The sequence below is a fragment of the Streptomyces arenae genome, from assembly GCF_022343545.1.
Taxonomy (GTDB): Bacteria; Actinomycetota; Actinomycetes; order Streptomycetales; family Streptomycetaceae; genus Streptomyces; species Streptomyces humi.
In genome coordinates this window covers 70056-83762 of record NZ_JAKQYH010000002.1, presented here as the reverse complement: position 1 = coordinate 83762, position 13707 = coordinate 70056, and the positions used below count along the sequence as shown (strand labels likewise).

General features: G+C 68.4%; 12 protein-coding genes. 2 read left to right on the top strand and 10 right to left on the bottom strand.

Features of this window, described 5'->3' with window-relative positions; all coding sequences use genetic code 11:
• Positions 1–8: 8 nt before the first annotated feature.
• Both MB828_RS00520 and mobF read right to left on the bottom strand, forming a co-directional pair.
• The gene (locus MB828_RS00520; RefSeq protein WP_301646429.1) at positions 9–299 is read right to left on the bottom strand and encodes a hypothetical protein; all 291 of its coding nucleotides are present in this window, start codon (positions 297–299) and stop codon (positions 9–11) included.
• Positions 300–315: 16 nt separating this feature from the next.
• Positions 316–5133, bottom strand: coding sequence for a MobF family relaxase (gene mobF, locus MB828_RS00515; RefSeq protein ID WP_301646428.1), 4818 nt, complete (start codon positions 5131–5133; stop codon positions 316–318).
• Between the two features lie 351 nt (positions 5134–5484).
• Between mobF and MB828_RS00510 the strand changes: the two genes are divergently transcribed.
• Both MB828_RS00510 and MB828_RS00505 read left to right on the top strand, forming a co-directional pair.
• The gene (locus MB828_RS00510) at positions 5485–6012 is read left to right on the top strand and encodes a hypothetical protein (protein ID WP_301646427.1); all 528 of its coding nucleotides are present in this window, start codon (positions 5485–5487) and stop codon (positions 6010–6012) included.
• Positions 6009–6389 (top strand): hypothetical protein, encoded by a 381-nt coding sequence (locus tag MB828_RS00505; RefSeq protein WP_301646426.1) that lies wholly within the window; start codon positions 6009–6011, stop codon positions 6387–6389. Before MB828_RS00510 ends, MB828_RS00505 begins: the two co-directional genes overlap by 4 nt.
• A gap of 142 nt (positions 6390–6531) precedes the next feature.
• On the opposite strand, the gene MB828_RS00500 is transcribed toward MB828_RS00505, so the two are convergent.
• The 8 genes from MB828_RS00500 to MB828_RS00465 all read right to left on the bottom strand — a co-directional run bounded on the left by MB828_RS00500 (position 6532) and on the right by MB828_RS00465 (position 13627).
• Positions 6532–7068, bottom strand: a complete 537-nt coding sequence (locus MB828_RS00500; protein WP_301646425.1) for a hypothetical protein — start codon at positions 7066–7068, stop codon at positions 6532–6534.
• Positions 7069–7153: 85 nt separating this feature from the next.
• A complete protein-coding gene (locus MB828_RS00495) occupies positions 7154–7903 on the bottom strand; it encodes a hypothetical protein (protein ID WP_301646424.1) in 750 nt (249 codons plus the stop codon).
• A 120-nt stretch (positions 7904–8023) separates the two neighbouring features.
• Positions 8024–8641 carry a hypothetical protein gene (locus MB828_RS00490; RefSeq protein ID WP_301646423.1) on the bottom strand — a complete coding sequence of 206 codons (618 nt, stop codon included), beginning with the start codon at positions 8639–8641 and terminating at the stop codon, positions 8024–8026.
• Positions 8642–8856: 215 nt separating this feature from the next.
• On the bottom strand, positions 8857–9123 hold the full coding sequence (locus tag MB828_RS00485) for a hypothetical protein (RefSeq protein WP_301646422.1): 267 nt from the start codon (positions 9121–9123) through the stop codon (positions 8857–8859).
• 390 nt (positions 9124–9513) lie between these two features.
• Positions 9514–10404 carry a hypothetical protein gene (locus MB828_RS00480; RefSeq protein WP_301646421.1) on the bottom strand — a complete coding sequence of 297 codons (891 nt, stop codon included), beginning with the start codon at positions 10402–10404 and terminating at the stop codon, positions 9514–9516.
• A gap of 105 nt (positions 10405–10509) precedes the next feature.
• A complete protein-coding gene (locus MB828_RS00475) occupies positions 10510–10947 on the bottom strand; it encodes a hypothetical protein (RefSeq protein ID WP_301646420.1) in 438 nt (145 codons plus the stop codon).
• Positions 10948–11369: 422 nt separating this feature from the next.
• Positions 11370–11774: a hypothetical protein gene (locus MB828_RS00470; protein WP_301646419.1), complete on the bottom strand. Its 405-nt coding sequence runs from the start codon at positions 11772–11774 to the stop codon at positions 11370–11372.
• Between the two features lie 428 nt (positions 11775–12202).
• Positions 12203–13627, bottom strand: a complete 1425-nt coding sequence (locus MB828_RS00465; RefSeq protein ID WP_301646418.1) for a DNA cytosine methyltransferase — start codon at positions 13625–13627, stop codon at positions 12203–12205.
• Positions 13628–13707 lie beyond the last annotated feature (80 nt).

Sequence of the window (13707 nt, the reverse complement as noted above, 5' to 3'; positions counted from 1 at the left end):
CCATTGCCTCAGTCTGCGACCAATTCGCCTGCCATCAGGGCGCGTACGGCATCTTCGAGGATCGCGGTGTACCGCCTGAGTTCGTGGTTCTCCTGGACCACCGGGTTGTCTCGGTCTGGGTGCTCAGCGAAGGCCTCGTCCATCTCCCGCAGGCGGGCCTCAAGATCCGACTGTTCCGGTGTTCGTCCGGCGGCTATGGCGAGCCGAGCAGCTCGCCTGGCGGCGAACTGCGTGAGAAGTTCCCGCTGTTCTTCGGTGAGTCCTTCGTTGGTGGTGACGTTCTCGTCTTTCTCGTCCATTCCTTCATCTCCTCCCTCACGTTCCCGGTCCTCTGCGCGGTCCCGGGTTGGGTCCGCGGCGCCGGTGGTGGTTCTGTTCGTCCTGTGTGGTGTCGGCCCGCCGCCGACGGACGGAGTCGTCCGCCAGCGCTCCAGGCGCGACCGGGGCCAGGCCGCGCCGTGCACGTTCGGCGTCTCGGTGAGCCCGGACCTCTTCCAGGCGCTGCTGGATGCGGGAGCGCTGGAAGAGCGTCATGGCCTCGTGCAGTTCCGACCACTGCTCCCGCTCTTCGGCCTCATCAGGAGTCTCTCCCAAAGGCTCGTCGGAGTCGATCTGGTTCAACATCCGATAGGCGGCGAGAGCTGCGACGAGTTGCTGCCACTGCTCCTGCTGAGTGGTGTCGTCCGAGTCTGGCGCAGGTATCTGCTCGACCCATTCCTCGACAGGTTCCTGTCCTTCCAGAGCCCGGCGCAGGGCAAGTTCGGCGAATGCCGCTGCGGCGGCCGACACTGCCTCCCGGTCCTCCGGTTCGGACACGCGAGCGTCGAGCAGTCGATGCTGGAAGTTCTCGGCCGTGCGTGCGGCGATCCGCATCCCGCCGAACGGCTCGTCGGGCCGGTGCCGCGCGGCGGCGGACGCGCGAGCACGGCGGCCGACCTCGGCGATGCGCTGCTGGAAGATCGACCAGGCATGGGCGTCGCGGGGGTCAGCCGGCTGCTCACCAATGCCGGGGACGTCCTCTGCCAAAGCGTGGCGGATGCGCCACACGTCCGCTACCGCCGCCGTGCGCTCCCACTCTTCGCGAAGGTCGGTTCCCTCGACGGGAACCGGCCCGAGGACCCGGGTCCACGGCGGTGGGGACTCGGCCAGAGCAAGTCCCATCTGCTCCAGGCGTTCGGAGAGCACGAAGCGCCGCTCGACCAGGTGCTGACGCCAGCCCTCCGGAGTGTCCATGTCCCTTACGGCGGCTGAGGGAGCGATCCAGTCGGGCAGGTGACTGCTGTTGTCCAGGACCGGCGCTGGACCGTGCGGGAGCGCGTCGCGCAGCCGTTGTTCGGCTCGGATCTTGGCGGCGATGAGCTGGGCGCGCTTGAGTCGTTCCCGGGCCGTGTCCTGACGGTGAAGGTTGGCAGTGCGCTCAGCGCGCGTGACTGCCACGGCCTGGCGGGCGGTTTGGCCGGCGCCACGACCGGGTTCGCGCTGCCAGTCTTCGCGCAGCCGTTCGCGTGCGGGCATCGCCCTGCGCAGCTGCTGCTCGCGCCGCAGAAGGGCGTGTTCCGCGGCAGCGGCGCGTTCGGCTTCGTGGTCCCCTTCGTGTTCCGCGCGGCGGATACGGGCCCGTACCTGGGCAACGGCCGCTGCGAGCTGGGCCCGGGTGAGGTGCCCGTGTACTCGGTCGGGCCAGGCGGGATAGGGAAGTCCGTTTGCCACGATGGGCCGGGGCTGGCTGGCGACGGCGGCGTCCGCACGCAGCAGCTCTTCCAGGGCGGTCCGCCGGTGCTGCTCGGCAAGTTCCAGAAGACGTTGAAGCTGTTCCGTGCTGAGCGTCTTCAGCGGGCGGCTGCCGCCGGGCTGGGCCTCCCTGCGGGCGGTCCGTTCGACTGCCTGCTGTCCCGCTTCGACGCGGTAGTCGATGCGCCAGGCCAGTACGGCGGCCGGGTCGTCCGCATCCGCGAAGTCCCTTTCGTCGAAGGCGACCCGGATGAGTCCACCGAGGTCCCACCCCTCGGCTTCGGCGGCCCGCAGTGAGCGTTCGGCGACCTCCCAGGCGTCCGCGGCGATGAACATCTCGGCCTCGGGTCCAAGGACACGGCGGGTGAGGTTCTGCAGCCGCTGGCTGGTGGCCCGGGCGTAGACGTCGGTGTACTCGGCGACGAGCTGTCCGACGCTGTAGGCGCGTTCCTGTTCGGCCTCGATCATCTCGTGTGCGGAGATGGAGGCCTGGCTGCTGTGGGCCACGGCGTCCAGTACGTCGCGCATGTTCTGGGCATCGTCTGTGACGACATAGATGTGGTTGGACTGGCTCCCCCGGGTCGCCTCGACGTACGCAGCTTCCCGCGAGGTGCGCGCGCTGATGAGGCCGTGGGCGGCTGCCACCGTGATGCCCTGGGCGCGGTGGGTGGTGTACGCGTAGCCGAGTTCAGCGTGCCTGCGCAGGTAGCCGCGCTGCAGAACGATCCGTCCGCCGTGGCCGGTGTGCCGGACCTGGACGTGGCCGCGGCGGTCGATTCCCTCGACCACCCACTGGTCACCGTTCTTGACATAGTCGCGGCCCCCGAGCAGGGAGAGTTTGCGCTGGTTCTTGCGGGTCACGATGACATCGCCGACCGCTGCTTGGAGCTCGTCGCGCAACCGCGCAGTCCGGCTCAAATCGAGTCGGCCGGAGGCGTGTTGGAAGGCCTGAGCCCGCAGGTTCAGTTCGCGGACCATCTCGGCGTCGTCGGCCATCATCAGTGCGTTCAGACCGGTCTCGACGTCGTGTTGCCACCCGGCGAAGACGGCGCCGAGCATCTCCTCGCGGCTGCCGCCCACGATCCGGCCCTGGTCCAGGTACCAGCTCCAGGCATCAGCCGGGTCACCGTCGCGCAGGACAAGGGTGGCCGCCCCCTCGCCCTCAGTCTGGAAGCGGTGGAGCTCTTCCAGCTCGGCTACGCCGACGTCGCGCGCGAGTTGGCGCAGCAGGCCTCCTGACTCGATCGAACCGAGCTGCGCGGGGTCTCCGATGAGCCGGACCAGCGCGCCGGCGGACTCGGCCTCGGCCACCACGCGCGCGAGGTTTCGCGTACCGGCCATGCCCGCCTCGTCCACCACGATCACGTCGCCCGGGCGCAGCGCGTATTCCTCGGAGACGGTCTTCCGGCGCTTGCTGCTGCGACGTTTCAACACGCGATGGACGATGCTGCCTTCGGTCAGCTGATCGCGCTGGGCGAGCCAGCCGTGCAGCGTGTACGCCGTGGTGTCGAGATCGCCTTCGATGACCTTCGCCGCGCGCGAGGAGGGGGCAAGAGGTATGAGCCGTCCGCCCCCGGCCGCCACCGCGTCACGGACGAGCTGGAGGGCGGTGGTCTTGCCCGCGCCGGCGGGACCGACGCCGCCGACGACGAGGCGGTCGGAGCAGGCGAACGCCTTCGCGAGCCGGCGCTGTCCGGCATCCAGCTCATGGCCCTGGAAGTGGTCGGCGACCTCGTCGAACCGGTCCCCGGCGAGCGCGGGGACCACCACGGTGCGCGCCGCGTTCAAGACCCGGTCTTCCGCTGCCAAGACCTCACGCGAGGTGTACAGGAGGGACTCGCGGCGCCGGTAGATGCTCGTACCGTCTGCCCGCAGAAGAGGCGCGAACGGCCGAGGCAGGTCGGGCGGCGTGATGCTCAGCGAACCATGCGCCAGTACGCGTTCGGTGATGCGCTCGGCGAGCCCATCCGCCGCTGAGCTGCGACCTCGGGTGAGCCGCACGACGTGGCGTCGCGACTCGGCCAGCACATGCCGCTCGCCCCACACCGCTCGCGCATCGGACACCACAGCAAGGACGTCCTCAGCGGCCTGCACCACGTCGATCTCCGCCAGGTCACCGGGTTCGGACGCCGCGACGTGCGCCGTACGCAGCAGCGCGTCAACCCGTTCCCGGCCGACGGCGGCGATGGCCTTCCTGCGCCATCCCGCCCGCAACTCCGCCAGAGACCGCCCCTTCTTCTTGGCCGGCCTGGTCTCCAGCGTGGCCTGCTGGATGAGCGCCATCCGAGCCGCAGTCCCCGGCTCCTTGCCGTGCTCCTGACGGTAAGCCTGAAGCAGTTCCTCCAGCCGCCTGCCGATGTCCCGCGTGCGCTTCGAATGCGGCTCCAGCACCCCACGGTCGAAACCCTTGATCCCCATGACCGGCCGCTTGCCCGGGGTGACCTCACGCTCCTCGGCCTCCAGCCCGAGACGCGCGCACACCTTCTCAATCACGACCTGGTTGTAGAACTCCGAGGCGGCGACCCCCATCGCGTACAGCAGCTTCCCGTCGATCGAGCGCCACATTCCGTCGGCCCCGCGGACCTTGTTCGCCACGACCAGGTGATGGTGGAGAAGGGGTTCGCCGAGCCGGTTGTCATAGTGCTTGAAGAGGGAGGCGACCAATCCGCCCCGCACGTCCTCCTGGGCAACGCCATTGATGCCCGTCCGGGTGGCGAGCGCGTGCTCCTCGATCCAGCCGATCGTCTCAAGGACCGCTTCCTCGTCGCACTCCATCGTGATCCGGCAGACGTCCTCGTCCCCCTCACCGAACAGACCCTTGCCGATCTCCTCCGGAGGACGCAGGACCAGGTCGTATCCCACGACCGCCTGCTGCTTCGACGCGGTGTTCGCGGCGATGTAGCGGGCGAGTTCCTCAGCGTCCTTGGGAGAGCGGCCGAAGTCCGCCCGGAAAGCGATGGCGCCGGCCTTGGCGCGCACCTTCTTACGCTCATCAGCGGTGGCCTCCCCTCCCTTGCGGGCTTCGAGGGCATCGATCTCGTCCTGGATCTTCGCTGCGAGGGGGCCGGCGGTTTGGTCGTATCGGTAGAAGCGACGCCCCAGCCGTGCCCGGCGGGTGGCCTCGGCGGGGGAGAGCCCTTCGGCCATGGCCATCTTGATGATCTCGTCCGCGTTCGGGTGCAGTCCCTCGCCGTACAGGGCCTCCATCTGCTCCTCGGACACCGTGCCGAAGACGCCGAGTTCCGCGATTCCACCACCGACCCATACACCCGGCGGATTTCCCTCCGCCGTGTAGTAATCACCCAGGTCACGGTCGGGAGAACGGCGCACATCGCCGGTGACGGTCTCGCTCATGTAATAGCGATAGCCATCCCCAGCTGAGAGCTTGTGGATGGTCATCATGCACTCAGATTACCTTGTGTCATTGTGAATGCAAGAGCTTTGACCGTGAAGAAGGGGGGTGCAGGGAAGGGGAGTTGGCGAGCGAGGGACGAGCCGAGCCAACGAGCCGACCTGCACCATCCTTCTTCACGGTCCGCGAAGCGCTCCCGGTTTTCCGCAGGTCCGCTCTCCTGAGCGGACCTGCGGAAAACCCGCAGTTCGCGTTATCCACAGGCAAGATCAAGTGATTCAGATTGCCTCTGAATGCCTCTGGCTGCGTCATTCGGAGAAGACCTCAAATTCCCCATGCGGGAAGCGTGGATTCATCGGCCACAATGACCCAGAACCCATCGTTCAGGGGAGGCGAGTTGGATGGCTCAACGGAGTCCGCGGAAATCGGCGCGGGAGGTTGACGCCCGCGAGCGAGTGCGCGCACGCCGGGCGGCGCACTGGGAGCGGGAGCGGCTGCTGGAGGACCTGGCCACCGACTACGAACTGGCAGCGCAGGAGATAGAGGGTGTCACCGAAGCGGCCGAGGAGAAGATCGCCGCGTACGCCGCCCGGCTGCGCGGTCAGGCCAGGAACGCGGAGGAGGAGCTGCGAGCCAGGCAGGCCCGGAGCGTCGGACAGATGCTCCAGCTCGACGGCGTCCGTTCCGTCGCCGACCGACTTGGCGAGTCCGTGGAGACCATCCGCAAGGTCGCCGCCGCCGAATCCGCCAGCACGCAGGAAGACCCTGCGCCGGATCAGAGCTCCGCACCGGCCGCGTCTACCGCACGCGAGACACCGACCGGCCAGCCTGTTACCGCCTCGGTCACGCACACGGGTAGGCCGCATGGGCCGACGCTGTCCGGGCCGGCCGAGGAACGCGCGGCCTCGACGCGAGAGGAGAAGGGATGACACCCAACGCGGTGGCCGAACGGCCGATCGAGGACCTCAGCCCCGAGTGGATCGGTCTCGTGATGGAGGTGGAGGACGAAGGAGGAACGACAATCGGCTTCTGCCTCGGCCGCTACGAAAGGACCACGGTCGACGGCAAACCCATGTGGCGCCTCTACAGTGATCAGCCCGCTTGGAGCGTCACCCTGTACGCGGGGACCAAGCTCCGCTGTGTACCCCCGGCACCCGCTCCTGGGAGCCAGAACGGCCCGTACCCGCAGCAGCCGGTACCGGCCGCCCACCCCGCCCCGCAGGTACCCCAGTACCCCGTACCAGCTCCGCCGGGGCCGACTGCGCGAAGCCCGCAGTCCTGGGTGAACCAGCCGCCGCGCCAATAAGCGGCGTCGGCACAGGCAGCGAACGAACAAAGCCGCGGGGCCCCCGTACCGACTCAGAAGACGTCGGTACGGGGGCCCGCGGCTTCGCGCTGCATCCCTGGGCGTGCATGCCCTGGTGCGTGCCCGTGCCGGCTGGCTCGGGTCAGCGGTGGACGCGCAGGGCGCCCTTGGGCGTGCGGGGCATGCGAGCAACGGGGGCGGCGGTTGGGTGGGCTGCTGGTTCGGCTCGGACGGCGGGCGCCTGCTCGGGCCCTTCTGGCGCGCTCCGTCGTGCAGGAGGATCGTCGTAGCGCGTGAGGATGCGGGCGATAACGGCAGCCGCGTCGCGATCCTGGGAGTGCAGGTCTCGCTCCCAGAACTCGTACGGCGTGCCGCGCCGTCGCTCGAACTCGCCCATGTACCCGAGGTCTCCCCACCCGGCGCCGTCCGGGCAGTTCGACACGCACGTCCAGCCGTAGCCGTTCAGGTTCTCCGGGTGTATCTCGGTGACGACCAGGTGGCCCCACGGCGAGTGGTAGACGACGCACGGCGCCTGTTCGGCCGGGTGGCGGGGTTCGCGGGGGGCGAGGGAGCGCAGCACGCTCGCGCTGGGGTAGAAGGCGTGGCCGCGCAGGGTGCGTTGCGACTCGAACAGCGGCATGTCGGAGAGTGGGTGGAACTTGGGGATACGCGGTCGCATGGGATGTGCTCCCTTCGGTCCGGGTTCGGTGCTCCCCGGCCCGACTCGATCGGGCCGCACACCGTCTGTGGCGGGGCTGCGGTGTCTAGAAGGGGGGTTCGTCATGGCGGCGGGCACGGGCGGTGTGAAGCCGGTTGTTCGCCTCGGCCAACCTCTCGCCGTCCGCGACCTCGAACGCGCTCCGGTCGACCGTGTGACCGCACTCCCACGCCGTGCACACGTAGACCGGGCCTGTGCTCGCGTACAGGCCGGGCACGGGCGTGTAACCGCCGTAGTGGCACGCGGAGCAGATGTGCGGCGTGAACACCTCATGCCCGATGAACAGCTCTGCCGTGTGGCGCTGTTCAGTAATCCGGGCCCGCGCTCGGCCGCGCTGGATGCATGCCTTGTCCTCACACGCCCGGCTGCCGATGATCCCGTCGGTGGAACCGTCGTACAGGGTCACGGTGCCGGTGTCCTCGCACGAGCCGCAGAACGGGGCGCCCTCCGTGGCGTGTTCGAGCATCGCGAGCGCCACCCAGTCAGCCGGTGAGGATTCGAGGTAGCGCACCAGGGCGCCCAGGGTGCCCGGCTCGATACCTTCGGGCCGTCCGTGGCACGTGTGGCGGCGGGCCTTGTGGTCGGTGACGACGTACCAGCGGATCCGGTCGCGCACCGGAAGGCCGTTGCCCTCCAGTCGGTGACCGGTCTCGATGAACAGGGACTGTCCGGCGGTCTGGCCGTCCACGCCCTCACGCGCCTTTCCGGCCGACTGGGGGCCGTCGAGTCCGAGGACGTCACCGGCCGCGTTGAATGCGTGCACCGTGTAGCCGTTGGGCTTGGTCTTGCTGGTCATCGTGCGGGTTCCTCTCACTCGGGGGACTGCCCGGTCGGTCTGCGGGCGGGTGGTGGAGCCGGGGTGCGGCGGCCGTGCCCCGGCCGGTTTCGTAGCCGGGGCACGGCCGCGCAGGGCGGGTCAGTCGCCCTTGCGGAGTTCGCGGATGGTGTCGGCGACGCGGGCGGCGATGTCCCCGAGACGGTCGCTGGACCACACGTCGGTGATGTCGGTGCGGCGTGCCTCGGGGAGGGTCTCGACGTAGAGGACTCCGCTGTCGGAAACGGCGACGGTGTAGCCGCCGCTCTCGTCGTCTGCCTGGAGGTAGCCGCGCACGCCCCACGAACCGGAGTCTGCGAACCACTCTTCGCCGAGGAGATCGGCGGCGGCGCGGCCGATGTCGGAGACGGAGAACGGGTATTCGGTGCCGGGCTCGGGGTGGTAGTGGCCCGCTTCGTCGTGCGAGAGGGTGACGACGTACGCCTTCTCGTACGCCACGATGGCGTCCAGTACGACACGGCTCGCGATCCGGCGGTACTTGCGGCGACGGGCGACCTGGGCGAAGCACACGGCGGCGATGGCCTCGTGAACCTGCTTGGTGGTGTCGGCCCAGACCGCGACGTGGTTGCGGTTCGCCGCATACTCCCGCATCACGGTGAGGCGCATCGCGAGCAGAGGGGCCACCCGTCTGGGGAAGGCGGAGTAACCGCCGAACGCGGCGCGCGCCTCGATGGCGTGCGGGGCGGTGGTGATACGCATGTTGGAGTCCTTTCGAAGCAGGCCGGTTACTCCCCGGCCCGAAGCAGTGGGGCGTGTGACGGACGCCCTGAAGAGCGGAAGAGGGGGATGGGCGCCGGGCGCGTGGCGTTCCCGGCCGGCTCGTGCGTCGACGACGTTCACGAGCGAGCTCGCGCGTGGGAGCAGCCGCGCATCCCGGCGATTTGAGGGATCCCGGCTCGCTGGCCGGGCGCCGCTCAGTCCATGCCCAGCGGCTTGTGCGGCTCGTTCCGCTCCCAGTCCTCCGTGACGTCACGGCCGTCACGCATGACGGTGATCGACCTGCCGTACGGGTGGATCACACCCTCGCGGGCTGTCTCCTCGCCGTACTTCTCGACGTCACGCTTGACGGCGGCGGTCAGCGCCTCGTAGGCGTCGTGGTAGTCATCGAACGGCTCGATGTCGCCGTTCTCGCACACCAACAGGAACTCGGTCTGCTCGGTGTCTTCGGTTTCCTCGGCCAAGGTGATCTCCTCGGTGATCATGGGTTCCGGGGGCCTTGCCCTGCCCCCTTTCGACATAGGTAAATCTATCTTTCCTGGGTGGAGTGGTCAACGTAAAATCCCGGCCCAGCAGGGGTCATTCTCTGCGGATTTCGTACCGGGGGCGCAGTGCCTTTGGGGTGTGCGGAAGCACGTGTTGCCGCACACGGCTACGGCGCCGAGCCGCCTCCGGTCCGGTGCCGGTGGATGCCCCCTCCCATCCCGGCAAAGAAGAAACGGGGCCCGAACGGGAGGGGTGCAAGGACGCGGCGAAGCCCGTCCTTGCACCCCTCCCGCCGAGGGCCCCACACTCGATCGCCGGGATGCGAAGGTGGGAATGTCGACCGCGGCCTGTCCGATCGGTCGGCGGGGTCACACGGGAGGGGCCACGAACTCGGCGATGGCCATCTCGCTGTAGTAGGGCGTATCGGCCACTGTGGTGACAGGGGCGGGGGCGCTCTTGCGCTTGAGAAGGGTCTTTACTCTCTCCCGACGCTGCTCGGGCGTGAGCGTGGCGGACGCCGGGGGCAGCCGTTCGGCGATCTGGCTGCGGGAGATCAGGCCGCGCTTCGGGAGAACCTCCTCAGCGGCCTGCCGCAGGTAGCGGGCCGCGACGTCGATGCTCACCCGGAGTTCCTCGGCCAGGGCCCTGCTGGTCAGGGATTCGCCGTTGTCAAGCGCGGCGTGCAGGCGCCGGACGACCTCCTTGTGGCGGGTGTCCTTGGTGCCGGACTCGGCCGCGATCTCGGCGGGCCGGGGGCCGGTGTATCCCGGACGGGTGGTGTCGTACCACAGGAACCAGGCGGAGACTTCATCGGCGTCACACATGCGGTCGAACTCGTCGCGCGGCGGAAACGGGCGCTCAGGGTGGTCCCGGTAGTCGGCGGCCAGCAGCCGCACGGCGGTCGGCGTCACACCGCGAAGACGTGCGATGTCAACCCAGCGCCACCGCTCGCCGGGCGTGTGGGGCATGCGCTGGGGCTCCGCGGCGAGCCGTGGCCCCCGGCTCACTTCCGGCGCCCGTTCGTCGGCGCCGAAGAGCTGCTTGCGCACCCACTTCGCGCCCTCGTCAAAGGGGAAGAGCTGGACTCGCCGCGCACCGGTCCGGGCGGTGCCAGCGAACTCCGGGTCGGCGTCCAGCCAGTTCCGGACCGTCTTCTCGGCAACGCCAGCGAGGTGCGCGAAGTCCTTGCGCGTGAGCTCCGGCGCCTCGCGCCGCAGCTGCGCGAGGCGCTGCTCGAACTGTTCTCTGGTCGTGGTCATCGTGGCTCATCCTGCCTGATACAAGGCCCTACACTGTCGGATACCTCAGGAGTGGTGCCTTGGTGCTGCGCTTGTGGGTTCCAGGGGCCGGCGGCTTTGCCCAAGTCAGCACACTTCGGTGGTGCTGGTACGGACCTCGTCCGTGTCGTCGGCCCCGCTTTCGTCTCCGGAGGCCTCGGCGGTTGTCCGGCGCGAGGCGAACCAGTCGGCGACAGCCTTCGCGCACGCGGCGGCGTCGGCCATGAGGTCTCCTTCGGGCTGTGCCTCATAGACAGTCTCTATGTCGCAGTAGTCCGAGCCGTCGTAACCCTCATAGGCCCTTGCGGACAAGCCGCCCGTGTACTGGGAGGCCGGGCTGCTGATGGCGACCTCCCACTGGGTGTTGACGATGACGTGTTCGCTGTCCAGAGCCTTGTCCTGGGCAAGGTGCGGCGGGTGGGCGATGATGCAGTCCTCTTCGAGTTCCAGGAAGCCGGGGACTTCATGGATGGCCAGGGCGTGCAGCAGCACGGCGGCGACGGGAATGGCGGCAAGCTTGTTCATGGGAGGGATGCCTTTCGAGGCGTTGGGAATTGCATGCCGAGGGGGAAGCCGATGGTCAAGTCGTACGGCTTGACCGGTCGGGGCCGGTCAGTGGTGCTCGGCAGAAACGGGGTTGGGAATGCCGATGCTGATCGCGAGAGCCTCCAGGTCGGCGTCCGTAGAGGGACCTGCCTTGGCTGGGGGCCTGGGCCGGGAAGCGACCAGGCGGAAACTGGCCGGGGCGACCAGGCGAATGGCGGTGGGTGCGGGTTTTGATGCGGGATCTGGTGTCCATGACCGGTTGCCTTTCGGGTGTGGCCGGACGGCAGCTCGCCGGCTGAGGCGGGGGCGCGCAGGTGTCCGCGCCCCGGAGTCATGAGGTGGTTCCAACTTCAGTGCGCGGCTGGCCCTGCCGCGCACTGAAGAGGGTTGTGTTCGGTCCGTCAGTCGATGACGTCAGCCACCGAGCTGAGGAGGCGGCGCAGTGTCTGCCTCTGGTCCTCGTCCTCAAGGGCCTCAAGCTCCTCGGTCAGCTGACCGCGAAGCTGTTGCAGCGTGCGCCGAAGGCCGTCACTCCCGGCAGCTTCCAGCATGTATGTGAGGAGATCGGCACAGATGTCTCCAGCCAGATCAGAGGCGAAGGAGGCGTTGAACCTTGCCCAGCCGTCGGGCGTGTCAGCCCACCCGGGTGCGGTGATGTTGCCCGCGCCGTCGATTCTGGTGCCGTCCGTCTGGACCCAACGGAGGGCGTACATGAGCTGGGCATGCCCGCGCTCAGCCGCTGTCGACACAACCAAGACGGAGTAGTCGGTGGGTGCCTCGATCCGGAGGGGCCCCTTGAAGTCCATATCTGATGGCCTTTCGTGTGGTGGTTCGGTGCCGGTGCCTGGTCGTCCTCTGTCGGGCGCCGGCCGGGAGTCGAGACTGTCGCCCGTCAACGGATGAGGGCCGGGAGGTACCGCCAGGAAGGCATTGCACCAATCTGACGTAGGTAAATCTATGTTCGCGTGGAAGTGGGGTCAATGGTGTTTCGGCTCGCTGGGCCCCCGATGTGCGGGTGCCGCCGATGTCAGGGCCGCCGACCAGGACCCGTTCTCCAGGCGCTGGATCGCCATGTGGGCCGGGCGGCCGGTATAGGCGATGCGCTCGCGGGCGTCGTACCGGGAGTCCGGGACGACGACGCGGCGCTCCTTCGGCTTGTGGGCGCCGGGCCCGGTTTGCCCTCCGGGCCCGGCGGAAAGGGGAGGGTGGGGCCGCCGGGGCGGCCCCACGGGGTCTACAGAACGGCGGCCACGCGCTCGCCGAGCCACTGGGCGACATTGCAGCTCACCGCGTTTCCGGCCTGGACCGTCTTAGCGGCGTCGCTGGTTCCCGTGACGATGTACCCGGGCGGGAACCTTTGCGCGCTCATCTGCTCGCGCCACTTCAGCATCCGGAAGAAGCAGTCCTCGATCCGTGCCGCCTGCCGTAGCAGACCGGCCGAACCGTGAGTGGAGAGGGTGTGCAGCGGCTCGGACGTCGGCTTGGCCTTTGCGCCCTTGCGGTACGGGATGACCAGCCCATGGTGATTGCCACCCGCCATGACCGCGGACAGCGGCCGGTCGATCTTCCGCGCCTTGCCGTGGTTGCGGAGCTCGATGACGAACGGCGGAGCCGCCAGATCCGGCGACGACGTGGCGTACGGAAAGGTTCCGGGCGGGACGAGCAGTCCTTCCCCGATCTTCGCGCACCTGGACGGCAGCGGGGCCAGGTCCGGCCGCAATGCGCGGCCATCGTGGCCCCCATGATTGACGGTCACGAGCGAGGGGGTTTCGGGGAACATCTCTAGCCCCGCCTCGATGCGAGCGATGGTGCTCTCGGCCAGAGGGTCAAGCCCGTGCTCGTGGCGCTCCGCGATGCGAACGCCTTCGTCCTCCCAGTTGATGATGGAGGACGCGGGCTGGACGTACGGCTCCACGACCCCGTGGCCGCAGGGGCACGTGTAGTCGTACTGCACACCGTACTTGCCCACTCCGTCCTTCCGGGGCTTCTGGCCCTTGCGGGGCTTGCGAGGCGGGCGCCAGGTCTGCACCGCGTGCACGTCCTCGTCGCAGACCTCGCAGAACGCCAGCGGTGTCGGCTTCACGTCCGGGAGACGGATTCCAACCTTCGTGAAAACGATGTACAACCTGTCGCGCCACTGCGGAGCGGGGAGATTGAACGCGTCCCCGATGTGCGCCGACGAGACACAGACGATCTGGTAGTTGTAGCCCAGCTGCGCCATTCCGGCCAGCCACCAGTCGAACAATTCCCAGTCGGTCGCGAACTCGATGACGTTCTCAACCAGAACGGCTTTGTAGCGGTGGAGTTGGACGGCGCGGATGACTTCGAAAGCGGTAGCCCGTGTTCGCTGGAATGCCTTGTCCGGGAGGGCTCTCCACTCTTCGTCATCGACTTGACCCTTGGTCCGGGGACGCCCCCCGGCGGGGCTTATCTCTGTACAGATGGGGCTCGCCCAAAGAATGTCCGTCTTCGGGAGACGCCTCATGTCGTAATACTCCATCTCGGCGCACAGGTGCTCGGCGTCGGGATGGTTGGCGGTGTGTGTATCTACCGCGACTTGCCAGTGATTTGCGGCGAGCAGGAGTTCGAGTCCTGCATTGACCAGGCCTGTACTGGATCCGCCCGCGCCCGCGTACATATCAGTGAATGTGAGGCTCAAGTGTTCTTCCTGCTTGTGGGTTCCTGAGCGCTTCGGACTCGGTTTGCCCTCCGGGCCCGAAGCGCTGGGCGCCGGGCCCG

What these genes read in the sequence shown, in the direction of transcription:
- MB828_RS00520 (WP_301646429.1), bottom strand. Translation starts at nt 299, where the DNA reads ATGGACGAGAAAGACGAGAACGTCACCACCAACGAAGGACTCACCGAA.
- mobF (WP_301646428.1), bottom strand. Translation starts at nt 5,133, where the DNA reads ATGATGACCATCCACAAGCTCTCAGCTGGGGATGGCTATCGCTATTAC.
- MB828_RS00510 (WP_301646427.1), top strand. Translation starts at nt 5,485, where the DNA reads ATGGCTCAACGGAGTCCGCGGAAATCGGCGCGGGAGGTTGACGCCCGC.
- MB828_RS00505 (WP_301646426.1), top strand. Translation starts at nt 6,009, where the DNA reads ATGACACCCAACGCGGTGGCCGAACGGCCGATCGAGGACCTCAGCCCC.
- MB828_RS00500 (WP_301646425.1), bottom strand. Translation starts at nt 7,068, where the DNA reads ATGCGACCGCGTATCCCCAAGTTCCACCCACTCTCCGACATGCCGCTG.
- MB828_RS00495 (WP_301646424.1), bottom strand. Translation starts at nt 7,903, where the DNA reads ATGACCAGCAAGACCAAGCCCAACGGCTACACGGTGCACGCATTCAAC.
- MB828_RS00490 (WP_301646423.1), bottom strand. Translation starts at nt 8,641, where the DNA reads ATGCGTATCACCACCGCCCCGCACGCCATCGAGGCGCGCGCCGCGTTC.
- MB828_RS00480 (WP_301646421.1), bottom strand. Translation starts at nt 10,404, where the DNA reads ATGACCACGACCAGAGAACAGTTCGAGCAGCGCCTCGCGCAGCTGCGG.
- MB828_RS00475 (WP_301646420.1), bottom strand. Translation starts at nt 10,947, where the DNA reads ATGAACAAGCTTGCCGCCATTCCCGTCGCCGCCGTGCTGCTGCACGCC.
- MB828_RS00470 (WP_301646419.1), bottom strand. Translation starts at nt 11,774, where the DNA reads ATGGACTTCAAGGGGCCCCTCCGGATCGAGGCACCCACCGACTACTCC.